The organism is Pseudomonas sp. D3 (assembly GCF_029320995.1).
Classification (GTDB): domain Bacteria; phylum Pseudomonadota; class Gammaproteobacteria; order Pseudomonadales; family Pseudomonadaceae; genus Aquipseudomonas; species Aquipseudomonas paraveronii.
This window is the reverse complement of record NZ_CP119772.1, coordinates 1,022,559-1,044,052: the sequence shown is the minus strand read 5'-3', so window position 1 is coordinate 1,044,052 and position 21,494 is coordinate 1,022,559. Positions and strand designations below refer to the sequence as shown.

Genomic DNA, 21,494 nt, shown 5'->3' with positions numbered 1-21,494 from the left:
CGCCTCAACTCAAGGCCGAACGGGCGATCATGTCGAACGTCAGGTTGATTAACTGGACCAACTCCAGGCCAATCCAACGCCCGGTCACCACCAGCGTGATGCCAACGGCGACCAGCTTGATACCGAAGGGCAGCGTCTGGTCTTGTATCTGCATCAACGCCTGGATCAGCGACGTCAGGACGCCCACGATCACCGCGACAATCAGCGGCGGCGCCGTCAGCACCACCACCAGCAGCATGCCCTGCTTGAACAGTACGATCGGTTCCATAGGCAGCTCAGAGATAGGAAAGGAACAGGCTGTCCAGTAGCCGCGACCAGCCGGACACCATCACAAACAGCAGTAATTTGAGCGGCAGCGAAATGGTCATGGGCGAGACCATTTGCATACCCAGCGCCAGCAGCAGGTTGGAGACAATCAGGTCAATCACGATAAAGGGGATGTAGATCAGGAACCCGATCTCGAACCCCGCCTGCAACTGCGACAGCACATACGCCGGGACCAGCAGGATCAGGTCTTCACGCTGGACCTCCTGCGCCATGGCCGGCGGCCACATGCGCGCGGTGTTTTCCAGCAGGTGGGTGAGGATGTCCGGGTCACTGTTACGGACCATAAAAGCCCGCAACGGCTGCACCGCTTCAAGCCCGGTCTGTTGAAGCATGCTCACGTTGCTCAAGTCCAGGGGCGTTACCTTGACGACCTCCGCGATCTCATACCCCACGGGCGCCATGATGAACAGGGTCGCCGCCAACGCGATGCCGTTGATGGCCATGCTCGGCGGCACCTGCTGCACACCGATCGCGTTGCGGGTGATCATCAGCACAATCACGATCTTCAAGAACGCGGTGCAGACGATCAACAGCATGGGCATCAACGACAATGCGCCCACGAACATGGCCAGAACAATCGGGTCTATCCCTTGAAAACTCATCGGGAAAAGATCACACGAGACATCTGCAACCCCAAGCGCCCGTCCACTTCCACCAATTGCCCCACGCCCAGCGGGCGGTCGCCGTAATACAACCCGGCCATGCCCGGCGCATACCCGGAAATGCCCAGCACCGCGCCGGGCGCCAGGTTGCGCAGCTCGCCGAGGGTCAGGTTGAGCGTGCCACATCGCACATTGAGCGCCATGCTCAGCTCATCGAACGGCTCATGCCCAAAGACATCCATCACCGGCGTGTCGTCTTCATGCCCCGAGTAGGGCGGTGTTGCAAAATCCTCTTCCAAAGGCGCTTCCTCGATCGAAGTAAGGGTCAGGCAGATAGGCCCAGATTCATCATCAATAAACACACACAGACGGTGGCCGCCGACCTGCACATGACCCTCGCCATGGGCTTGGAAAAACGCTTGCTCGAACACCAGCACGTCGCCGGCCCGCAGGCCGCGCAATTGGCTGAGGGGAACGCGCAGGCGCCCGATCGTCACGGGCAGCGCCAACTGAAAACGCGCCGGCATCGGGCTGGCCATGCGGCGCCATGCCCCCGCCTCGCACAACGCCAGAAAGCTCTGCGCCGACAGCCACAAATAGCCCACGACGTGGGACGCGCCGAGCGTCACGCACAGCCGGCAACCGAAGTTCAAAGGCCGCGCAGAGGGCAGTAGCCGCAGATGCCCCAACAGCGCCCGCACCTGGGCGCTCAAATGATGCTGAAACAAGGCCCAGAACCAGGAGTCCGGATCGTTGCCCGCCTGCGCCAACGTCACCGGGCATTCGCCCAGCAAGCTGAATTGCGGCCCCGGCTCACTGAACCCCAATACGCCGCAGGCGGTTTCGAAACACAGCGGCTGGATGCCCACGGGGGCAGTGCCGGGCTCCAGCCGTAACTCGCCACGCAGCTCGCCAACCTGATACGGCATACGCAATCCACGCCCCAAGCGCTGCCGGGCCGCCGCCACATCGCCCTTGACCGTGGGCAACGCCAGAGCGGGCATCATCATGCCGGCGCCGTGTGGGTTAAGCGCAGGCTGACCGGCCGCGCCAGGCTCTCGGCAAGCCTTTGCTCAGACTGCTGCCGTACCCCGCTGAGCCAGCGTGTCGTGCTCTCGCGCTCCGCCTGCAATTCAATCGTCCAGACGCCCTGCTCTCGACCGATGCGGCTGTCAATCCGCCCCAGGTGCGGCAAGTACAAGACCGCCGTCAGCGGCCACTGCGAAGCGCCGTCAATCCGCGAAACCAATCGCTCGCTCAACGCATCGACCAGGGAGATATCGCCTGAAGCCTTGATTCCGGCCAGGGACGGCCATTGGCCCGCGTCGTGGCTGTCATCATTCAACAACTGGGCAAACAGTCGCCGGTCCTCCCACGGCACCACGGCGTCGATCACCGGTACACGATCTAGCCGAAACTCACGCAGGTTCAGGCGTTCAGGCGGGATGACGGAAACGTGGTTCATAGCGGTTCCTGCGTCAGTAAATGGGAGAGTTCTTGGATTTTTTCCACCTGGCGCAGGCACAACGTCACCTGTTTTTGCGCACTGCCGACCTGCGCCGCCTGCTCTTCGCGCTGCCCTTGCAGGTCCTTCAACTGGCTTTCTTCGCGGCGGGTGCCGGCCGACAAGTCGTGCTCCTTGGCGCTCCAGGTTTTCAGCGCCTTGAAGGTCACCACCTGCCCCTGGTGTTCACTCAGCAGTTGCGCGCATTGTCGGGCCTCTTCCAGGCGCGTTTGCTCAAGCGTCGCCTGGGCCTGCTGGATATGCGCGACCAGTGCTTGCTGTGCTCGCTTGGCCTCGCGCAGCGCACGTTCGGCGCGGTCTGCGCGGTAGCGACGCAAACGCCGCAAGGTGTCGATTTCACCCGACAAGACTTCAGAAAGGGACATAGGCAGTCAGCTCCATCAAGTGATCCAGGGTCGTGGCGATCGGCGAGGGCTCACGCAAGTCCTGGCGCAAGAAACCATCCACCGCCTGGCGGCTGTCCACGGCCAGATCGGTCAGCTCATCGTTACCGGGCTGGTACTCGCCCAACTTGAGCATCAGCTCGATCTGCTGGTAAGCCGACAACAGGCGACGCAACGCCGTACCGGCCTGGATGTGCCCAGGCTCGGCAACGTTGCTCAAAATTCGCGAAAGGCTCGCCAACACATCCACCGCCGGGTAGTGGCCGCGCTCGGCCAGCTTGCGGGACAGCACGATATGGCCGTCGAGCAGCGAACGAACTTCATCGGCCACCGGATCGCTCATCGAGTCCTGCTCGATCAGCACGGTGTAGATCGCGGTGATCACGCCTTCGCGCGTTAACCCGGCGCGCTCCACCAAGCGCGGCAACAAGCTGTACACCGAGGGCGGCAAACCACCACGGCCCAAGGGTTCGCCGGCGGCCAGGCCGATTTCGCGCTGGGCCCTGGCGAAACGGGTCAAGGAGTCGATCAGCAACAACACGCGCTTGCCCTTGCGCCGGAAACCTTCGGCCAGTGCGGTCGCCGTGAACGCGGCCCGCGCACGTTCCATGCTGGAGCGGTCGGACGTGGCGCACACCAACACGGCCTTGGCACGCAATTGATCATCCAGTTCGTGGTCGAGGAATTCACGCAATTCCCGTCCCCGCTCACCGATCAAGCCGAACACAATCACATCGCACTCCACGTTACGGGCGATCTCGGCCAACAAGGTGGTTTTGCCGCAACCGGCGCCGGCAAACAGCCCGACGCGCTGGCCCTCGCCCAACGTCAGCAGGCCATCGATCGAGCGCACGCCAGTGGCCAACGCGCGGCTGATGCGCGGGCGCTCCGTGGGCAATGGCGCCTCGCACAACACCGCGGTCGCGTCGGGCGTATCCGCCTCGACGAACGCACTGGGCCCCTCGCCTGCGATCGGGCGACCAAAACCATCCAGCACCTGGCCCAACAGTTCATCACTGACCCGCACCCGGTGCGGCACACCCAGGCGCTCCACTGCGGCGCCGACGCGCACGCCCTCCAGATTGCCCAGGGCACTGAGCACCGCATCCTGCTGATCAAACCCGATGATTTCGGCCAGCATGTAATCACCGGGATTTTTTTCGACCTGGCACAGATCGCCGATACGCGCCTGGGGCAGCCGGCATTGCAGCAGCATGCCGTTGACGCGCTGGATACGACCGCGCATCGACACCGGCGCAAAACGGGCCAGCCCCTGGGACTGAATCAATTGCCACGCGTCGAGACGCTCCTGCACCGTGCCGCTCACCAGTGCACCTCAAAGCGTTGCGTGCCGTCGAACACCACCTTGCTGTTGTCGATCAGCACCAACCGCAGGCCATCCACTTCATCGCCGACGAACAAGCGATCGCCGTGTTCCAGCACCACATGGCCGCTCGGCCCGCCGACGATCTGCAAAATCTTGAACGGCAGGACGTTGTCACGTACCCGCACACGGCTGATCACCGGCACGGCGGTATCGAACTGCTCACCAAAACGGCTGAGCATGCGCGCGACGAGCTCCACCTCCTCCTGGGACACATCGCCATTGAGGGCGATCTGCCCATTGATCACCTGCAAGCTGATCCGATGGTCAAGCTCGCGCTCGCCGAGCATCTTGAGCAACTGCTGGCGCACCTCGAACGGCGAGGCAAGGTCAGGCTTTTGCGGCACGACGGGCATCAGCGATGCCTGGGCCTCATGCTCGCCGGTGGACGCCATGCCGACCGCCACGATGATGACCGCGCACGCCAGCACCAGACTGATCAGGCGCTTCTGCTGAAACGGCGGGATGGCCGACAACACCAGCGTTGCCGGCACCTCGCGGCGCGGCTCGGCTGCCGCGGGTGCCTGCGGGGCTGCCGCCCGGGGCCAAGGCTGATCGACCAAGGCGACGCACAGGCGAATGCTGCCCAGCGAAAACGGCGTATTGAGCGCCAGGTCGGCAATCTGTGCCAGCGCCTGCCCGCTGCTGCTTTGCAACAGCCCAGCTTCAGCCTGCACCGACCAGAACCCGTCGATCAGCCGCAGCCACGCGTGATGCTCGACCACTCCCGCGTCGGTCAGCAGCAGATCCGCGTCAGCGTGGCAACCCAGGCTCCACTGCTCGCCAAACAACGGCAACGCAGCGCCCTGATTCAAACCTTCCAGCACGCGCAGCTCAAACATCAGCATGTCCTCCCTGGCGCGGGTATGCAGGTTGCGCTCATGCCGCCGCTCCTCGCATCAGCTCGTCCTGGCCCAGGTCAAAGCGCCCCAGCACCTTGACCTTGGAGGCGCTCCCCAGCTCACCAAACGACAGCACCGGTACATGGCTGAACTCTTCAATCAGCAACGTGCGCAAGGGACTGCGCAGGTCCTGGGCCACCAACATCACGCTCTTGCTTTTGGGCCGCACGGAAAACGCTTGGTTAAGCAGGTTGACCAACGAAGCGCTGCTGTCGTTGTCGAGGGCGAAGAACACCCCGGTCTGGGTCTGGCGCAGCGCCTCGCGCAGCACGTTTTCGGTCTGCGGCGACAACAGCCAGGCATGCAGGCCGTCCGCCTCGCTGTACTGGTGGAAAATCTGCGATTTAAGCGCAATGCGCGCGTAGTCCGCCAAGGCGTCCGGCTCACGTTCATGCTGACCGTACTCGATCAACGACTCGACAATCAGGCGCACGGCACGTAACGGCACACCTTCACCCGCGAGGCGCTGCAGCACCGCCGAGAAGCGCGACAGCGGCATGATCCGCTGCAGCTCCTGCACCAGCTCCGGCTGGTTGTGCTCAAGCCAGCCGAGGATCGCCTTGCTCTCCTGAATCCCAAGAAACTGCGGGCCGCTGAGCATCATGGCCTGCTTCATGCGGTCGATGATCAGGCTGGTTGCGCTGAAGCGTTCCAACTGCGGGTCATCCAGCAGCGGATCGTCGGGCGGCAGCCACAGCCAGTCCTGCTCGTCGCGCTCGGGCAACCCCTGCACCGCGTGGGCCGGCTCGTCCGCCAGCGCCTTGCGTTCCACCGCCACCAGCATGACCACCGACGCCTTGATCATCGGCACTTCGTGGACGCAAAAACGCATCTCATCGTCGGCCAGCGAGGCGACGAGTTCGACCTCGAACGGTGGCAGCGTCAGGCCGATGTTGGCGACCATCGCATTGCGCGCCTGGCGAATCCCGTGGATGAGTTCCGTGACCTCGGGCGAACCTTGCAGAACCGGCGAAAACTGCAACAGGTAGGGACGCGACGGATCGAACCCGCGTAAATCTTCGTCGCCGTTGTCTTCAGGGCGAACCACATCGGTGGCTTCCGCTGGCGGCTCTTGTTCGCGCTGGCGTTGACGCGCCAGGTAATAACCGAGGCCGCCCGTCATCATCGAAATGAGGATGAAGACCAACGTAGGCATGCCTGGCAAGGCGGCAAAAGCCAGCATGCCCACCGACGCGATCATCCAGCTCTTGGGTTCGCTGGTCATCTGCCGGGCAATTTCCGCGCCCATGTTACTGGCACCCTTGCGCCCATCCGGCGCCGCACGGGTGATGATCATGCCGGCGGTCAGCGAGATCAGCAGCGCGGGAATTTGCGCAATCAGGCCGTCACCGATGGTCAGCACCGAATACAACGCCATCGAGTCGCCAGCGCTCATGCCGTGCTGGAACATCCCGGTGGAAAAACCGCCCAATAGGTTGATCACCACAATGACCAGCCCGGCAATCGCATCGCCTTTAACGAACTTCATCGCGCCGTCCATTGCGCCGAACAACTGGCTCTCGCGGCCCAACTGCTCACGCTTGTCACGCGCCTGGCCGCCGTCGATCAAACCGGCACGCAGGTCGCTGTCGATGGACATCTGCTTGCCCGGCATCGCGTCGAGGCTGAAACGCGCCGCCACTTCGGCCACCCGCTCCGAGCCCTTGGTAATCACCAGGAAGTTGACGAGCGTCAGGATCATGAAAATCACCAGCCCCACCGCCAGGTTACCGCCCACCACGAAGTTGCCGAACGCTTCCACGATGTCGCCCGCGTCCTGCTCCAACAAAATCAAACGCGTGGTGGCAATCGACAGCGCCAGACGAAACATGGTGGTCAGCAGCAAAATCGAGGGGAAGGAAGAGAACGCCAACGGCCCGGGCAAATACAGCGCCAGCACGATCAACAGGCAGGAAATACAGATATTCAGCGCAATCAGAATATCCACCAGCCAGGTCGGCAACGGCACGATAAAGATAAACACAATGGCCATGACCACCACCGCGCCCAATACTTCGGCACGCCGCGCCAACTTGAGCAGCACAGCGTTGATGGTCGCCAGCGCCTTCATGCGCTCCCCCTCAATTCGCTGGCAATGTGGGCGTTGCCCCGCTCCACCCGTGCGAACTCGTCCATCACCAACAAGAATTTGTGCAGGGCCTCCTGACGCCCGCGGCTGTCACGCCACAAGCTCTGAGGCAGGCGCTGGATCACCGGGTACAGGCCGTTGAGGGACACCAGTTGGCCGGCCGCCAGCTCGCCACCGAGGTCTTCGGCCAGGCGCAATACCTCGCCCGAATCGACACCCGTGGCGGTGTACCCCAGCAGGCGCTGCAACAGGCTCACTGAGTCCTCATCGGTGCTCAGGCGTTGCAGCAATGCCTGGCAATTGGCTAACGCCCCGCCCAACTGAGCGCAGCTTTGCAGCCCCAGCAGCAACGTGCGCAACTGCGCCGTGGGCACCGAGGGCGAATGCGCGGCGATGTCATCAGCCAGGGCCCGGCGCATCACATTGAGGCCGTCAGCGAAGCGGTCACCGCCGAACAGGCCCAGCAACGATTGCATCATCGTTGCCAAGGATTGGCGCGTGACCACACTGGCGTAATACAGCGAACGCACGGCCTGGCGCTCTTGCGGATTGCCAGCGGCCTGCTCCAGCGCAAAGGCAATGTTCAGGCCGGCCTGGATTTCCCCCTTGAAGCGCACCCGCAACCGATCAATCGCCTCTTGCGCCAAGGCCTCTTCGCTAACGCGCACTTCGGCCTGCGCTTGCGCCGCCACATGCTTGAGCACCACGAATGCGCGCGCCGGGTCGCCGCCGGTCAGCGCCAGCAACTTGTCCGCGCTGACTTTGTGCATCAGTTGTGAACGCACCCGGCGCGCCATTGACGCCATGGTCTCCTGGGCCGGGTGGCCCAATTGATCGTAGATCCGCGCGAGCTGCTCGACGGCAGGCACGGCCACCCCCATCGCGCGGCGGTTCAACGCCTGGCTGTTAAGCGCAACTTCCTGATTGAAAATCTGGGCGATGTCGTCGAGCCCTGTCGCCGCAGCCGCTGCTTGGCCAGCGCTGACGCGCGGTTGTTCCACGCGTTGGATCAGTTGCACATCGTTGAGCGATTCGACTTTCATGGGGCGGGCCAGGACGTAGAGTTTGTGTCCCTATGTGGCAAACGCAGGCTTTACGGTTCCAACAAATTTCCTCTATGCGCGGTTTTGAAATTACCGGCACAACCCTACCCAGGCTTTTGCAAAAAACCGCACAAAACCCTCCAAGCAAAAAATATTTATTTATATAAATCAACACGTTGTGAATTTTTTCTGTTTGGCACAGCCGGTGCTAAAGGGGTTCCCATCGAAACCATTTCGATCGCGTCCACCCTGAGGAAAAAATCATGGATATCCCTATTGGTGCTTTAGCTCACCTTGTTGGCGGCTCGCCTCAATTCATGCTCCACCTGACGGACGATCAGCAAAAGAAGCTCCGGCGCTTCATACACAAGCGCGTACTCAACCCGGAAGATGCGGACGATATTCTGCAGTTGACGTACCTGGAGGCCTGGCGCAACAGGGAGCGCTTTAGCGGCCAGGCAACCCTTAGCACCTGGATGTGCGGCATTGCGCAGAACCTGATCCGCAACCACTTCCGGCGCATGTATGCCAAACCGGTGCATTGCGAATTCGATGAGGCGCTGTGGCACGGCCAGGAAGACAGCCAGAATCTGGATTGGGAGTTCGAGGTCAACCGCCGCCTGGAAAAAACCCTGGTCGCCATCAAGGACCTGCCCACCGAGATGCGCAAAACGCTGTACGCCTCGCTGGAAACCGACGGCAGCTATCAGGACACCGCCGACGCCCTCGACATCCCGATCGGCACCGTGCGCTCACGCCTGTCACGGGCGCGCGAACACCTAAAGCGCGCCACGCGCACCCCGTTACAACCGTAGTCCAGCCTCGCTGGCAACCGTTGGGCGAGAGGGATATCTGCCCAACAGTATCAAGCCTTTTTCGTGCGCGGCAGCAAGATCGCCAGCAGCCCGAACAGCGGCAAGAACGCGCATAGCCGGTACACGTACTCGATGCCGCGACTATCCGCCAGGTGCCCCAGCAGCGCCGCACCGATCCCGCCAAAACCGAACATCAGCCCGAAGAACACCCCGGCGATCATCCCCACATTGCCCGGCACCAACTCCTGCGCGTACACCACAATCGCCGAGAAGGCCGAGGCCAGTACGAAGCCGATAATCACGCTGAGCACGCTGGTCCAGAACAGGTCCACATGGGGCATCAATAAGGTGAACGGCGCCGCGCCGAGGATCGAAAACCAGATCACCGCCTTACGCCCGATCCGGTCGCCAATCGGCCCGCCAAAGAACGTCCCCGCCGCCACCGCGCCGAGGAACAGGAACAGGTGCAACTGCGAGCTGGCCACCGACAGGTCGAACTTCTCGATCAGGTAAAACGTGAAGTAACTGGTGATGCTCGCCATGTAGAAGTACTTGGAAAACACCAGCAGCCCCAGCACCACCAGGGCCGCCATCACGCGTTGCTTCGACAGCCCATGCGTCGCCGCCTGGCCGGCCTTGAGCGTGAACAGGCTCAAGTGCGTGCGATACCAACGGCTGATCGCATACAGCACCACCAGCGCAAAGATCGCGAACAGACCGAACCAGGCCACATTGCCCTGGCCGAACGGAATGATGATCGCCGCCGCCAGCAACGGGCCGAACGCCGAGCCCGCGTTGCCGCCGACCTGGAACGTCGACTGTGCCAGGCCATAACGCCCGCCCGACGCCAGCCGCGCCACGCGGGACGCCTCCGGGTGAAAGGTCGACGAACCAATCCCGATCAACGCCGCCGCCAGCAAAATCAGCGCGAAGCTGCCGACCTGGGACATCATCACAATCCCCACCAGGGTGCAGACCATCCCGCACGGCAACAGAAACGGCTGGGGATGCCGATCGGTGTAATAACCCACCCACGGCTGCAACAGCGAGGCGGTGAGCTGGAACGTCAGGGTAATCAGCCCGACCTGGGTGAACGTCAGGCCATAGCTGGCCTTGAGCATCGGATAGATCGAGGGCAGTACTGACTGGATCAAGTCATTGATCAAATGCGCCAGCGCCACCGCGCCGATGATCCGCATGACCAGCGGGCTGGTTTGCCCGGCGGCGGGGGAATTGCCAAGAGCCATAAGAGGGTTCCGTACAACGGGGGAATGCACAGGTGCAGGTGCGACAATGTGCCACTTTTACACGCGGCAAGGCTATCCCGTTAGGGAGCTAACGACGTTGCGGTCATGCTTTGTAAAAGGCCAGCAGGGTGGATCGCTTTAATTTGAAGGATGTTTCCTAGACAATCCCCGGCGCCTTGTGCCTGTGGAAACCGCTGGCTAGTCTTCGATCCGTCACTGGAATCAGTGATCGGGTTTAGCAGCCCGTTTCAATAGACGCATGGTTCATGTCTCCGCTTATGGTGGCTGTGCGTGGGGCGCCTTCGGGCGCGCTGGTTTTCCTATTGACCGGTCTGCTAACCCGCGTACAGCTGCCACCCCTCGTTTAGCAGCGTAGGTGGCCGCTCTCTCGTTCAATAGGAGCTACACCATGACCAAAGCACTCCCCGATCCGCCCATCGACTGCCTCGCCGTCAACGAACACCTCAGCTTCGAAGACGCCCAGCTCTACATCGCCCACCTGATCCACAGCGCCTCGGCGACCGTGCTGGACTGCGGCGACCACCTGCCACCCCACGACCGCGCCAAAATCCACGCCGTGTGGCACCTGCTGGAAATGGCCAAAACCGTGGTCGACCGCTCCATCGACTGCATGCCCCGCACGTCCTGACCGTCAACGCCGATCAACTGCGGGAGACCTGCAAATCCCCCGCCACCCGTCGGCCCAGCCAGGGCTTTTCGTTAAACAGTTGAAAGCGTAGATAAAAATTCAATAAAAACGCTTGACGCTTTGTCGTTCTCCGCGAATAATGCGCGCCACTTGGCTACATAGCTCAGTTGGTTAGAGCATAGCATTCATAATGCTGGGGTCCGGGGTTCAAGTCCCTGTGTAGCCACCAAGTACCGATCCATAGACGTCTACAGCAGTCTATGAATCACCTCAAGAAGCCCGCCTCGTGCGGGCTTTCTTGTTTCTGGCTGTCCACCTCTGTCTACCCCTATCCTTCCCCACCGTGTATGCCCACGTGTATGCTTCATAAATAATTGAACTGAAGGCATACAAGGATGAAACGCACAGATATCAAGCGGCGCCCTCTCGCTGACACTACACTTTCCAGCCTGGAGCCTGAGGCCGGGGCATACCGCGAACTAGACAGCTCAGGGCTGTATTTCAGGGTCAAGCCAAACGGCCAAAAGTCTTGGGAGTTACGCTACAAGAAGCCAGACGGCAAATGGTCATGGCTTGGTCTTGGTGGCTACCCGGAAGTGGGCGGCGCTTTCGCTCGGCAGAAAGCAGCTGATCTACGCGCTGACGCATCGGAAGGTAAGAACCCAATCACCTCCAAGAAAGCTCGCCAAGCCGCCGAGATCGATGCGGCCAACGACACCTTTGAAGCACTGGCAAGGGAGTGGCACACATCTCGCCTGAGCGGCTGGGATGCTGGTACGGCCAAAAGGATACTTGGCGCACTCGAACGCCATGTATTCCCCTCGCTCGGTAAACGCCCCTACACCTCTATCATGTCGATGGAGTGGATGGAGCTTTTGAGAGGGCTTGAGCGTCAGGGGATTCTGGAACAGATGAGCCGTGTGAGGGCTTACTGCAAAGATATTTATGACCTGGCGCGCGTGACGGGCAGAGCCGTCAACAACCCTTTGGAGGGGGTGCATAAATTTCTGTCCTCGGGAAAGGCAGAGAACTACGCCCACGTCTCCCCAGATGAGCTTCCAGGGTTACTCCGAGCGATACGCTCCTACCCCCACGCCAAAGATGTTCAGCTTGGCCTACAACTGTTAACCCTGATGGCTGTACGCCCCAGCGAACTCCGAGAGGCACATTGGGTGGAGTTCGATTTCGACAAGAAGCTGTGGACCGTTCCAGTCGAGCGCAAGGGTCGTAAGAAAGGTCGTGAGCACCTGGTGCCACTATGCACTCAAGCTGTAGAAGCACTATTGGAGCTCCGCCAGCTTACCGGGGCCTACGCGCTCCTGTTCCCAGGTAGAAGCGACCGCACCAAACCCCGAAGCGATACCGTTTTCCTTATGGCGCTCCGGCGTCTTGGTTACGAAGGTCGCCAGACAGGTCATGGCTTCCGCCACATCGCCAGCACAATCCTCAACGAGCATGGCTATCCTGCTGACCATATCGAGGCCCAACTCAGTCATAAGGCACAAGGTGTTCGGGGGATTTACAACAAAGCCCAGTACCTAGAGCAACGCACAAAGATGATGCAGTGGTACGCCGATCATCTTGATTCCCTAGAGGCCGGCAATGTAGTGCAAGGTCAATTTGGGAAGGCCGTGTGAAGCACACGGCCCTATACCCCTTAAAAAATGGTGTTACTGGTGTTACGCGCGTTACGCCAACCTACAACCTATTGTTTTTATTGAATATATTACGCGTTACACGAACTGAAGAACTTCAGAGCACCACGTGTTACATGAAGAAGTCGTGTTACAGAACGGCCACACCCGCAACCCTGCTGGCATCGGCGTTTCCATCCGCAAATCGCTGTAACAGCCTACCGGCTTCGGGGCGGCGGGGAGATCTAAATGGACTTTGAGCGGGGCATCGGGGCAGAAGAGCTCGAACTCGAAATCGCAGGCTTCGAAGTAACGTGCCTGGTGTGGGATCAGGACGACGTCGAGGCAGCCGTTCGCAGTCTTGCGCTGTTTCCGCAATTCAACAACCACTTCAAAGATGCCTTCGATCTGATCAACACTGCCACGTCGTTCTGGCTTGAAGATGGCTCCTACTCACCATGTGCAGAGTCGGTCACACGAACCCTTTATCACCTACGTGATGCCATCTATGACCATACCGACTCTGCGGAAGCAGGCTCTTTGCCAAGCGCGATTCGAGAGTGCCTTAGGGTCAGCCATACTGCAGCAGACTCACAGCTCGCGGCGACCTTTGCCCTGGTACTTGGAACGCAGGCCGTTGAGACGCTCGCAAATTGGCTGTTCGACCTTGAACTGGCGACCTACGACATTGATGCAGATTTAATAGAGCAACTGAGGCAAAACTCACCCCGCCAGTACCTTGCCCTGATTGAAAAAGAGCGGGACCGCAGTAGCGGAAACGAAATCAGAGCACGAGAAGAATTTGCTACGTTGCTAGGAGAGGCGAATCAGGCGCTGTTGATGGCGAGTCTTTATCGCCAAGTTGAGCAGATGGATGTGTTTCAAAAAGGCTTCAACACATCAAGCCTGATGCATCGAATTCTCGACGACGCTTTTTCGACAAAAGCGACGAGAAGGGGCCAGGAAGCTGGGAAGGGGAACCGAGATCCCAGCTCAAAAATACAGACTGACACATTGGATAGACGAGCAAAAATCAAGGCTGCTGCTGAGCAAATCATTAACGGTCGGAAAATTGAAATGCGAAGTCTGACCGATGCTGAACTGACCAATCTCCTTTTCAACCAGGAGGTTCACGGCACGGAAAAGACCATTCGACGCCACCTCGAAGCTCTGAAGCTTAGACCTCTGAAATAAAAAAGGGAGCGGACACAGTCCACTCCCGTTCCCCTGCGTAGCGTATGACCCGTTGTCTCAATTAACAAAGGGTTAGCTCGCTATGACTACCGTATTAAAAGCAATTCCCTCACACGACCCCTCCATGACCCTCATCCGCATGCCCGAGGTCATTTCAATCGTAGGGCTCGCACGCCCGACTATCTACAAGCTGATGCGTCAACCTGAAAGCGGATTCCCGTTGCCGGTAAAGCTGAGTAACAGCAATGCCCGAAGCGCTCCGGTTGCGTGGGTATTGGGGGAAGTTCAGGCATGGACACGCGCACGAATCGCTGCCCGCGATCAGGTGGCAGCATGAAAAATCGTGTTGCCCACACGGCCATCTTGCAGCCCTTTTCTGTACTTAGAAAAGTCGGTTTCTCATCACGAGGTATGCAGCGTTTTGAACGCCACCGCACAGAGCAAAAACGCCTTAACCGGGATGTGATGGTGATGCGATGGGCAGATGGCATCTGGTGCGCATTGTCAGTTCCCTGCCAAGCCCCCCAAGCAATCATCGTCGACGAAGGCCAACAAATCGACGCCTATGAGGATGCACGCGCCTGCCTCGAAGGCGACCTCTTGCCCTTTGTCTCCCTGCGCTGGGACGTCCATGCCCGAAACGAAAACGCCCCCGGCGGCAACCGGAGGCGTTGAGGTAAATCTACATGCCTGATCAATTTATCCCCCACCGAAAAAATTCGCAAGTGATCCGCATAGTTGCACTTTCAAAAAGCGGGCGTTACTCTCTGGTCGTCGCTGCAAAATCAGCGACCGGGTTTGACGGCCCGTTCAGACATTGGCGCACAGGCGCCCCCATCACGATTGCAGGCGCTTTTTTTGTGCCTGCACATCCTGTTTATGGCGGCTGTGCGCGGGATACCTTCGGGTATGCCGGGTTCCTTTGTCCCCGGTCCGTCAACCTGCGTACAGCTGCCACCCTAATTCGTTTGACGGCGAACCGTGGCAGCTCCCCAGACAAAGGAGTTTCGCCCAATGCACGCCACCAATCCGTCCAAAATTCGCGCCGCCGCTCACCGAGCTATGGCTCTCGCCGCTTTACACGCCAACTCCAGCCTCGCTACACGTCTCTCCCGATACAACGCCCATATGTCCAAGGCTCGCGCCCTGGAAGCCGTGGGAGGTGCTCAATGAGCATGCTCCCAGGCTTTGCACTGCCCGAGGATCTGCTCTGCGTCAGTCAAGACGCCGAAGCCGGTCTGCCTATCGACGCCATCACCTGTGCGCTCGACCGTGCCGATTCAGTTCTCATGCTGTTGGAAGATCACTTAGACGGCGATAAACCTCTGCTTTCCAACCGCGTGCTGTCGTCCGTTATTTGGGACGTGCGTGGCACCTTGGGCTTGATCAAAACACTCACCATGTACGGTGATGCCTCATCTGTGCCGATGGGCCAGAAAGGCGGTGCGCTGTGACCCACTCCAGCACGCGTGGACGCTCCGAGTTTTCCCCTGCCAACGGTAACGGCCAAAACCTATTTCGGGTGAATCCCGGTATCCCGCTGGAGGACGCACTTGAAGCCGTCTCCCAGATTCTGCACCACGCCAATCAACTGATCCTCGACGCTGCCATCAGCGATGCGGGCGAGCGTTTTAGTTGGCCTGCGTTTTACCTCGGAGAAATGGCAAAGGCGCTAATCGACGACGTGAATGAGGCATTGCTTGAGTCGAGGACCACACCATGACTCAGCGCACCGGAAACATCCCAAAACGTCCGAGCTTTGCCGACGTAAAAAGTGGTGCCCTGAAGAACATCGACCGTGTGCTTGCTCACTGGCTGCCAAACGGCAAACGTGTCGACGGCGGCAAGGAATACACAGCCCCGAATCCGACTCGCACGGACAAGCGCGCAGGCTCACTCAAGGTCAATTTGAGCAAAGGCACCTGGGCGGATTTTGCCACCGGCGATAAGGGCGGCGATCTGATCGACCTGGTGCGTTACATCGACGGCGGCACGGACGTTGATGCCTGTAAAAAGCTGGCAGATCTGCTCAGCGTTTCCGCAGGATCTGCAACCACCAAAAGCACACCGACGAAAAGCGCAGTGCCTGAGTGGATCGCGATTCAACCGATCCCAGTCGAGGCCATGAACAAGTGCCCTGCCAAGCACCGACAACACGGCGCCCCGTCCAAGGTGTGGATCTATCGCGATGTGCCGGGCCAACCAGTCATGGCGTTGTATCGCTTCGACCTGCGTCCCGATGAAGACGGCAAGCCGCGAAAAGTCTTTGCGCCGTTGACCTGGTGCAAGCGCTCCGATGGGCAAACTACACAATGGCGCTGGCAAGGGTTGCCGGAGCCTCGGCCATTGCTGCGCCTGGATGAGCTGGCACAGCGCGCCGATGCGCCAGTGGTGTTGTGTGAAGGCGAGAAGGCTGCTGACGCCGCAGCTCAACTGATGCCGGAACACGTAGCCACCTGCTGGCCAAACGGCTCCAACTCTTGGCACAAGGCTGACCTGGCACCACTAAACGGGCGCACGGTGGTGCTGTGGCCGGATAACGATGTGAGCGGCAAGGCCTGCATGGACGCCATCGAACTCAAGTTAATTGAGCTGGGCGCCGCTTCAGTGCAACGAATCTCGCTCGACGTGTTCAAGCTCAAGCCCAGCAGCAAAGGCGGAAAGCAGACACTCGTCAAAGGTGGAAAATGGGCTGACGGCGACGATGCAGCAGACGCATTAGCCAAAGGCTGGACCGCTGGGCACGTAGCCGAGCTGGTGCGTAGCGGTGAGTTTTTCGGCAGTGCCGCTGAGCCAACTGAACCTCAAGAACAGGCGTCCAAGGCGCCCGCCAAACGCCCCGCGAAATCGAAAAATGACCTATTGCCGGGCGGCTTTCGCCTGACGTCTGAAGGGGTGTTTTATTCCGGCGATGATGGCGAGGCGCGTCCTGTGTGTTCGCCTCTCGAAATCATCGCCCGCACTCGCGACGACAAGGGCCACAACTGGGGTTTGTTGGTCGAGTTCGACGACCCGGACGGCGCCAAAAAGCGCTGGAATATTCCGGCCCGAACCATGACTGGCGACTTCGGCAAGGATGTACTCGGTCCCCTGGTAGACATGGGCCTGCGCCTCGCGGGAAGCCGATCTGGACGTAACGCACGCAACGACCTGCAGAGTTACCTCGGCGGCTTCGATAGCGCCCAGCGCGCACGCTTAGTAACGCGCTTGGGCTGGCACGACAAGGCGTTTCTATTGCCCGAACAACAGATTGGCTCGCACGCCGAACACCTGCATTTTTATGAGGCCGGTGCGCAGTTGCCCCCGATCAGCGAGGCGGGCTCTCTGGAGCAGTGGCAGCAGCAAATCGGCGCGCTGTGCGTTGGTAACAATCGCTTGGCGTTTGTCGTCTCTGTGGCCTTTGCAGGGCCTCTGCTCAACCTGCTCGGGCATGAGTCGGGCGGCTTCCATCTCTACGGCGACAGTTCCGGGGGCAAGACTACCCACTTGCAGGTCGCTGCCTCGGTTTATGGCGGACCGCGTCTGGTGCGTTCGTGGCGATCGACAGATAACGCCTTGGAGTCCATCGCCGCTGCGCACTCAGACGGCCTCCTGGTGCTGGATGAAATCGGCATGTGCGACCCGCGCATTATCGGCGAGACGGTCTACATGCTCGGCAACGGCACCGGCAAGGCCCGGGCGAATGATCGAGGTCAAGCGGGCCGACAGGTGCAGGAGTGGCGTTTGCTGTTTCTCTCGACCGGCGAGAAGACGTTGGCGCAGCACATGGCGGATGCCAACAAGGAGCTGAAAGCCGGTATGGAGGTGCGCATGCTCGCCGTGCCTGCGGATGCCAGCAAAGGCCTCGGCATGTTCGACGTGCTGAACGGTTTTGAAGACGCCGCCGCCCTTTCCGATGCGCTCAAGGCCCGTGTAGCCAAATACTACGGCACGCCCCTCACGGCCTTCCTGAACGCGCTGTGTGCGCCTGGAGAAATGCTCAGATGGTCGGTGATAGTGCGCCGCACGGTTGAACAGTTCATCACCCAAAACTTGCCCGCCTCGGCCAGTGGTCAGGCACAGCGTGCCGCACTTCGTTTCGGGCTCGCAGCAGCGGCCGGTGAGTTGGCCACCGCCTTCGGCGTCACTGGCTGGCCGGACGGCACAGCCACGACTGCCGCACGGGTGTGTCTGCATGCGTGGCTAGCCGAACGCGGCGGCGCCGGTAACTTTGAGGGGGATGCGATTGTGGCTCGACTGCACCAGGTCATCGAGCGCTTTGGAGAAAGCCGCTTCACACGTTGGGAGTCTGCCGCCGCCAAGATCGATGAGCACGGGCCACGCACGATTGACCGGTTGGGCTTTCGCAAGACGATGGAACATGGGATGGGCGACGCCCTGCACACCACCAACACCTACTACGTGCTGCCTGAAGCCTGGAGGGCCGAAATCTTCAAAGGCATGAACATCAGTGCGGTGAACAAGGAGCTGCTGCAACGGGGCGTGCTTGAACCGGGAAGCGATGGCAAGGCGTACAGCTTGATTCGCCTGCCCGGGCTGGGGCCCCAGCGCTGCTATGTGGTGAAGACCGTTCCAGGAACGGATGAAAGCGAGGCCAAGGCCGCCTGACGGCATGCCTGCTGATCGAGGTAGCGCCGGCTCATTCCCGGCCTCGCCAGCCGTTCAACCATCCTTATAAACCGCAATGCCAAGAGACAATACAGATGAACACTATCCAAGAACTGAAAGACCGCCGCGACAAAATGACCCTCGAAATGGAAAGCATTCAGCGCGATCTCGCGCCTTTGGAAGTAGCACTAGATAGCCCTGAGGTGATCCAGCAGCGCCGACAAAAGGCTGTGCAGGATGAAATCAACGATCACAAAAGACGCATCGACTCGCGGGAGCTTGAAATCCACCTCCTGAATCAAAAGATAGATCGCCTTGAGGCACTGGCGAACCGTGAAAGCTTGGCTGCGGGCTACATCAGCGCCATGGCGACCTGGAAAGCCGACGAGATGGAACTCAACGAAAAGCGCAACAGCATTGAGACACGGTTGCAGCAGGTCCGCCAGAGCGATCAGGAAGACATGGCAAAAGCTCGACAAGCTGAAACGGACGCAGCCACCGCTTATGCACAGGCTGTCGCTTGGGGCGATGTAGAGGGCGAGAAAGCAGCCAACGCCGAAGCTCAAAAGGCCGCAAAAAACCTCACGGCTGCGGTTGAGCATCACCGCCGCCAACAACTGCTCGTCACCGCGCTGGAGCAGGAGCTGGTGACGATTGATCTGCACATCACAGAAGCACAAAAAGAACGCGCCAAGATCGAGAACAATGCAGCGCATCTCGCGAACACCGTGCTGGAAGAAAAGTGGAACGAGGCCGCGAAAGCACTGCTGGAGACCGGCGGCAAGCTGTGGGCTGCACGCAACCTTATTAGTCGGGACCCGGTTGCACTAATGAAGCTAGAAATCCCTGAACAGGGCGAACGCTTTGGAAGCTGGAACTGGAAAGAACTCGCAGATCGCTCTCGCCAACACAGCCTGATTGATCTGTTGGCCGCTTAAATTAAACCTTCCCCGAAGCAACCGGCGAGGGTCGGCTGCTTCGGGCCTACCATTGGTCTAACCATGAATAAATGTAGTGGTCAACTAATCCCGGACACGACGCTAAGTTTTTTCTCGGCCTGAGCCGGTGGCAGCCCACCATTAAATTGGTGCGGTCGAATCCAGTTGTATCGGTGCATCAAAAAATGGCTGATATCCCGCTGAGCTTGTTGGACGGTCGTGTAGCCCATGGCCGGTATCCACTCGGTTTTCAGGCTCCTGAACACCCGCTCCATCGGCGCGTTATCCCAACAATTTCCTCGCCGGCTCATGCTCTGACGCATGCGATATCGCCAAAGGCGCTGACGAAAACTCCGGCTTCCATATTGCGAGCCCTGGTCGGAGTGGAACAGCAGACCTTGAGGCTTCCCTCGCTGCTCGTAAGCCATGTCCAAGGCCTTGATGACCAAGTCCGCATCCGGCTTTCCCGACAACGCCCAGCCCACAACACGGCGGGCAAAAAGATCTAGCACAACCGCCAGATACTGCCATTTCCCTTGAGCCCAGATGTAAGTGATATCGCCACACCAGACGTGGTCAGGAGTGGGCACATCAAACTCCCGGTTCAAAATATTAGGAATGTCGGGCCGCTCGACCGTCGCCTTTTTGTAAGCATGCGATCCCGGTTGTTTGCTGACCAACTCCAGCTCGCGCATCAGGCTGCGCACTTTGAATCGCCCGATCTGCTCGCCGTCGTCCTGCATCATGGCCATGATGCTACGGCTACCGGGAGCACTGCGGCCTTGGGTGAACAACTCGTTCACCCGACTGCGCAATCGAAGGCGTTCTACATCCGGTGTGCGGCGCCTGAGACGCCGAGCGTAGTAGCACGAGCGGGTCACTTCAAACACCATGCACAGCCAATCAACCGGCTCGTGAATGCTCAACTGGTCAATCAGCGCGAACGCTCGAGATCTTCCGACATCAAGAGCGCGGTAGCCTTTTTTAAGATCGATTTTTCCCGCTCAAGGCGAGCAATTCGGGCTTCCAGCTCTTGGATTTTCTGCTGCTCCGGGGTCAGCGCTTTGCTCTGCGGGGTGACGCCCGTGCGTTCTTGTTGCACCTGGTCGACCCATCGGCGCAAAGCCGACTCCCCGACACCAAGCGAGCGGCTGGCCTCAATGAAGCTGTAATCCTGCTTGAGAACGAGGTCGGCAGCCTCGCGTTTGAATTCAGGGGAAAAGGTACGGCGTTGTTTGGTCATCTGACACCTCGTTCTGGCGAGCATTCTCGCCTAAATGGGTGTCCGGTTTCATTAGACCACTACATAAGGGAGCGGGTCTGAGCTTACAGAAAATCAGGGGCAATACAAAATTTAGCTGCGGCCCTTAAAAGTTAACATTCCATCTTCCTCTGAGTACAGCGAGCTCTGCAATTCGTTTCTTTTTTCTATAGAGTGGAGACAACTCTCAATAAACTCATTGACATCACCTCCATAAGGCAATTTAAAACCACCTTTCACATGATGCGGATAGTTATGTTTTCTCTCAAACTCAATAGACTTCTGAAATACAAGATACTCGTCAGTGCTAACTGCTAGGTTATTTGTCTCAGTATATAGAAAAAGCTGAACTCCAAAATTGAAAATGCAAGGATATATATCTACATAGCTTTTGTAAGAGACACATGATTTTTCAATGGCGCTTCTTCCCTCTTGATTTGTACTTTCAAAAATCGACTCAATTACATCCTGAGGTATCAAGCAAAGTATACTAAGATCAGCTTTTACAGGGACATTGGATACCAGTGGCAAGGCCCTAGCATTGTTATGTATTTCGGCTTGGTGAATTGCGTAATTGCGTATAGCTTTAATAGCTAGAAACTCATCGCTGTCGAAAAAATTGGGAAACCCAGCCTTCCTTAACTTATCATTTATGCTATAAGTTGATGCAAGAACTTCTCTCACGGCGTCCGGGTATGGGCTTTGACAGTAGGCAATATAACACTTAAAGAATCTTTTTATCTCTGCCAAGCAGTCATCTTTTGTCACTACTCTTGCCATCAGAAGGGCATCCTAAAAAATTCAACTATATATTGGCGACGCAGAAGAAAAAAACAACGCCGACTCTATCGCAAAACATTTCTTGCTCAAAGGGATCCCTATGGGCATCGTTG

Annotated in this window: 22 protein-coding genes and 1 tRNA gene; 11 read left to right on the top strand and 12 right to left on the bottom strand. The window is 59.0% G+C overall.

Annotation, left to right across the window (positions count from 1 at the left end; translation table 11 throughout):
* Positions 1 to 4: 4 nt before the first annotated feature.
* Genes sctS through sctW form a run of 9 tightly spaced genes read right to left on the bottom strand, consistent with a single transcriptional unit; the run spans position 5 to position 8,255 of the window.
* Positions 5 to 268: a type III secretion system export apparatus subunit SctS gene (gene sctS, locus P3S72_RS04490; protein ID WP_276196412.1), complete on the bottom strand. Its 264-nt coding sequence runs from the start codon at positions 266 to 268 to the stop codon at positions 5 to 7.
* Positions 269 to 275: 7 nt separating this feature from the next.
* Complete coding sequence (sctR, locus tag P3S72_RS04485) at positions 276 to 929, bottom strand: type III secretion system export apparatus subunit SctR (RefSeq protein WP_276196411.1); 654 nt, start codon at positions 927 to 929, stop codon at positions 276 to 278.
* Positions 926 to 1,939, bottom strand: a complete 1,014-nt coding sequence (locus P3S72_RS04480) for a FliM/FliN family flagellar motor switch protein (protein ID WP_276196410.1) — start codon at positions 1,937 to 1,939, stop codon at positions 926 to 928. The genes sctR and P3S72_RS04480 overlap by 4 nt, the downstream gene beginning before the upstream one ends.
* Positions 1,936 to 2,394 (bottom strand): type III secretion system HrpP C-terminal domain-containing protein, encoded by a 459-nt coding sequence (locus P3S72_RS04475; RefSeq protein ID WP_276196409.1) that lies wholly within the window; start codon positions 2,392 to 2,394, stop codon positions 1,936 to 1,938. The genes P3S72_RS04480 and P3S72_RS04475 overlap by 4 nt, the downstream gene beginning before the upstream one ends.
* On the bottom strand, positions 2,391 to 2,819 hold the full coding sequence (locus P3S72_RS04470; protein ID WP_247408400.1) for a YscO family type III secretion system apparatus protein: 429 nt from the start codon (positions 2,817 to 2,819) through the stop codon (positions 2,391 to 2,393). Before P3S72_RS04470 ends, P3S72_RS04475 begins: the two co-directional genes overlap by 4 nt.
* Positions 2,806 to 4,164 carry a FliI/YscN family ATPase gene (locus P3S72_RS04465; protein WP_276196408.1) on the bottom strand — a complete coding sequence of 453 codons (1,359 nt, stop codon included), beginning with the start codon at positions 4,162 to 4,164 and terminating at the stop codon, positions 2,806 to 2,808. The genes P3S72_RS04470 and P3S72_RS04465 overlap by 14 nt, the downstream gene beginning before the upstream one ends.
* On the bottom strand, positions 4,161 to 5,063 hold the full coding sequence (locus P3S72_RS04460) for an FHA domain-containing protein (RefSeq protein WP_276196407.1): 903 nt from the start codon (positions 5,061 to 5,063) through the stop codon (positions 4,161 to 4,163). The genes P3S72_RS04465 and P3S72_RS04460 overlap by 4 nt, the downstream gene beginning before the upstream one ends.
* Before the next feature lie 37 nt (positions 5,064 to 5,100).
* Complete coding sequence (sctV, locus tag P3S72_RS04455; protein ID WP_276196406.1) at positions 5,101 to 7,194, bottom strand: type III secretion system export apparatus subunit SctV; 2,094 nt, start codon at positions 7,192 to 7,194, stop codon at positions 5,101 to 5,103.
* Positions 7,191 to 8,255 (bottom strand): type III secretion system gatekeeper subunit SctW, encoded by a 1,065-nt coding sequence (gene sctW, locus P3S72_RS04450; RefSeq protein WP_276196405.1) that lies wholly within the window; start codon positions 8,253 to 8,255, stop codon positions 7,191 to 7,193. The genes sctV and sctW overlap by 4 nt, the downstream gene beginning before the upstream one ends.
* A gap of 263 nt (positions 8,256 to 8,518) precedes the next feature.
* Here sctW and P3S72_RS04445 point away from each other — a divergent pair, with 263 nt between their 5' ends.
* Positions 8,519 to 9,070 carry a sigma-70 family RNA polymerase sigma factor gene (locus P3S72_RS04445; RefSeq protein WP_253393287.1) on the top strand — a complete coding sequence of 184 codons (552 nt, stop codon included), beginning with the start codon at positions 8,519 to 8,521 and terminating at the stop codon, positions 9,068 to 9,070.
* A 50-nt stretch (positions 9,071 to 9,120) separates the two neighbouring features.
* Here P3S72_RS04445 and P3S72_RS04440 read toward each other — a convergent pair whose 3' ends face one another.
* A complete protein-coding gene (locus tag P3S72_RS04440) occupies positions 9,121 to 10,317 on the bottom strand; it encodes an MFS transporter (RefSeq protein WP_276196404.1) in 1,197 nt (398 codons plus the stop codon).
* Positions 10,318 to 10,726: 409 nt separating this feature from the next.
* On the opposite strand from P3S72_RS04440, the gene P3S72_RS04435 reads away from it, so the two are divergent.
* The 10 genes from P3S72_RS04435 to P3S72_RS04390 all read left to right on the top strand — a co-directional run bounded on the left by P3S72_RS04435 (position 10,727) and on the right by P3S72_RS04390 (position 19,340).
* The gene (locus P3S72_RS04435) at positions 10,727 to 10,966 is read left to right on the top strand and encodes a hypothetical protein (protein ID WP_247405696.1); all 240 of its coding nucleotides are present in this window, start codon (positions 10,727 to 10,729) and stop codon (positions 10,964 to 10,966) included.
* A 152-nt stretch (positions 10,967 to 11,118) separates the two neighbouring features.
* Positions 11,119 to 11,195: transfer RNA gene (locus tag P3S72_RS04430), tRNA-Met, on the top strand.
* Between the two features lie 166 nt (positions 11,196 to 11,361).
* Positions 11,362 to 12,603 (top strand): tyrosine-type recombinase/integrase, encoded by a 1,242-nt coding sequence (locus tag P3S72_RS04425; RefSeq protein WP_276196403.1) that lies wholly within the window; start codon positions 11,362 to 11,364, stop codon positions 12,601 to 12,603.
* A gap of 246 nt (positions 12,604 to 12,849) precedes the next feature.
* Positions 12,850 to 13,794, top strand: a complete 945-nt coding sequence (locus P3S72_RS04420; protein ID WP_276196402.1) for a hypothetical protein — start codon at positions 12,850 to 12,852, stop codon at positions 13,792 to 13,794.
* Positions 13,795 to 13,876: 82 nt separating this feature from the next.
* A complete protein-coding gene (locus P3S72_RS04415; protein ID WP_026078127.1) occupies positions 13,877 to 14,131 on the top strand; it encodes an AlpA family phage regulatory protein in 255 nt (84 codons plus the stop codon).
* Positions 14,128 to 14,469: a hypothetical protein gene (locus tag P3S72_RS04410; protein WP_276196401.1), complete on the top strand. Its 342-nt coding sequence runs from the start codon at positions 14,128 to 14,130 to the stop codon at positions 14,467 to 14,469. The genes P3S72_RS04415 and P3S72_RS04410 overlap by 4 nt, the downstream gene beginning before the upstream one ends.
* Before the next feature lie 494 nt (positions 14,470 to 14,963).
* Positions 14,964 to 15,248 carry a hypothetical protein gene (locus P3S72_RS04405; protein ID WP_017846196.1) on the top strand — a complete coding sequence of 95 codons (285 nt, stop codon included), beginning with the start codon at positions 14,964 to 14,966 and terminating at the stop codon, positions 15,246 to 15,248.
* Complete coding sequence (locus P3S72_RS04400; RefSeq protein ID WP_276196400.1) at positions 15,245 to 15,517, top strand: DUF3077 domain-containing protein; 273 nt, start codon at positions 15,245 to 15,247, stop codon at positions 15,515 to 15,517. Before P3S72_RS04405 ends, P3S72_RS04400 begins: the two co-directional genes overlap by 4 nt.
* On the top strand, positions 15,514 to 18,402 hold the full coding sequence (locus P3S72_RS04395) for a DUF927 domain-containing protein (RefSeq protein ID WP_276196399.1): 2,889 nt from the start codon (positions 15,514 to 15,516) through the stop codon (positions 18,400 to 18,402). The genes P3S72_RS04400 and P3S72_RS04395 overlap by 4 nt, the downstream gene beginning before the upstream one ends.
* A 95-nt stretch (positions 18,403 to 18,497) precedes the next feature.
* Entirely contained in the window at positions 18,498 to 19,340 is an 843-nt protein-coding gene (locus P3S72_RS04390) for a chromosome segregation protein SMC (RefSeq protein ID WP_276196398.1), read from the top strand.
* A gap of 80 nt (positions 19,341 to 19,420) precedes the next feature.
* Here P3S72_RS04390 and P3S72_RS04385 read toward each other — a convergent pair.
* A protein-coding gene (locus P3S72_RS04385) for an IS3 family transposase (protein WP_276196397.1) occupies positions 19,421 to 20,583 on the bottom strand; the annotation gives its coding sequence in 2 pieces (ribosomal slippage) (positions 19,421 to 20,331 and positions 20,331 to 20,583; 1,164 coding nt in all).
* 111 nt (positions 20,584 to 20,694) lie between these two features.
* Complete coding sequence (locus P3S72_RS04380; RefSeq protein WP_276196396.1) at positions 20,695 to 21,381, bottom strand: hypothetical protein; 687 nt, start codon at positions 21,379 to 21,381, stop codon at positions 20,695 to 20,697.
* Between the last annotated feature and the right edge of the window lie 113 nt (positions 21,382 to 21,494).

Coding starts and splice junctions, on each gene's coding strand:
- P3S72_RS04435 (WP_247405696.1), top strand. CDS start 10,727: ATGACCAAAGCACTCCCCGATCCGCCCATCGACTGCCTCGCCGTCAAC.
- P3S72_RS04390 (WP_276196398.1), top strand. CDS start 18,498: ATGAACACTATCCAAGAACTGAAAGACCGCCGCGACAAAATGACCCTC.
- P3S72_RS04395 (WP_276196399.1), top strand. CDS start 15,514: ATGACTCAGCGCACCGGAAACATCCCAAAACGTCCGAGCTTTGCCGAC.
- P3S72_RS04440 (WP_276196404.1), bottom strand. CDS start 10,317: ATGGCTCTTGGCAATTCCCCCGCCGCCGGGCAAACCAGCCCGCTGGTC.
- sctW (WP_276196405.1), bottom strand. CDS start 8,255: ATGAAAGTCGAATCGCTCAACGATGTGCAACTGATCCAACGCGTGGAA.
- sctV (WP_276196406.1), bottom strand. CDS start 7,194: ATGAAGGCGCTGGCGACCATCAACGCTGTGCTGCTCAAGTTGGCGCGG.
- P3S72_RS04420 (WP_276196402.1), top strand. CDS start 12,850: ATGGACTTTGAGCGGGGCATCGGGGCAGAAGAGCTCGAACTCGAAATC.
- P3S72_RS04475 (WP_276196409.1), bottom strand. CDS start 2,394: ATGAACCACGTTTCCGTCATCCCGCCTGAACGCCTGAACCTGCGTGAG.
- sctR (WP_276196411.1), bottom strand. CDS start 929: ATGAGTTTTCAAGGGATAGACCCGATTGTTCTGGCCATGTTCGTGGGC.
- P3S72_RS04470 (WP_247408400.1), bottom strand. CDS start 2,819: ATGTCCCTTTCTGAAGTCTTGTCGGGTGAAATCGACACCTTGCGGCGT.
- P3S72_RS04460 (WP_276196407.1), bottom strand. CDS start 5,063: ATGTTTGAGCTGCGCGTGCTGGAAGGTTTGAATCAGGGCGCTGCGTTG.
- P3S72_RS04415 (WP_026078127.1), top strand. CDS start 13,877: ATGACTACCGTATTAAAAGCAATTCCCTCACACGACCCCTCCATGACC.
- P3S72_RS04445 (WP_253393287.1), top strand. CDS start 8,519: ATGGATATCCCTATTGGTGCTTTAGCTCACCTTGTTGGCGGCTCGCCT.
- P3S72_RS04410 (WP_276196401.1), top strand. CDS start 14,128: ATGAAAAATCGTGTTGCCCACACGGCCATCTTGCAGCCCTTTTCTGTA.
- P3S72_RS04480 (WP_276196410.1), bottom strand. CDS start 1,939: ATGATGATGCCCGCTCTGGCGTTGCCCACGGTCAAGGGCGATGTGGCG.
- P3S72_RS04425 (WP_276196403.1), top strand. CDS start 11,362: ATGAAACGCACAGATATCAAGCGGCGCCCTCTCGCTGACACTACACTT.
- P3S72_RS04380 (WP_276196396.1), bottom strand. CDS start 21,381: ATGGCAAGAGTAGTGACAAAAGATGACTGCTTGGCAGAGATAAAAAGA.
- sctS (WP_276196412.1), bottom strand. CDS start 268: ATGGAACCGATCGTACTGTTCAAGCAGGGCATGCTGCTGGTGGTGGTG.
- P3S72_RS04405 (WP_017846196.1), top strand. CDS start 14,964: ATGAGCATGCTCCCAGGCTTTGCACTGCCCGAGGATCTGCTCTGCGTC.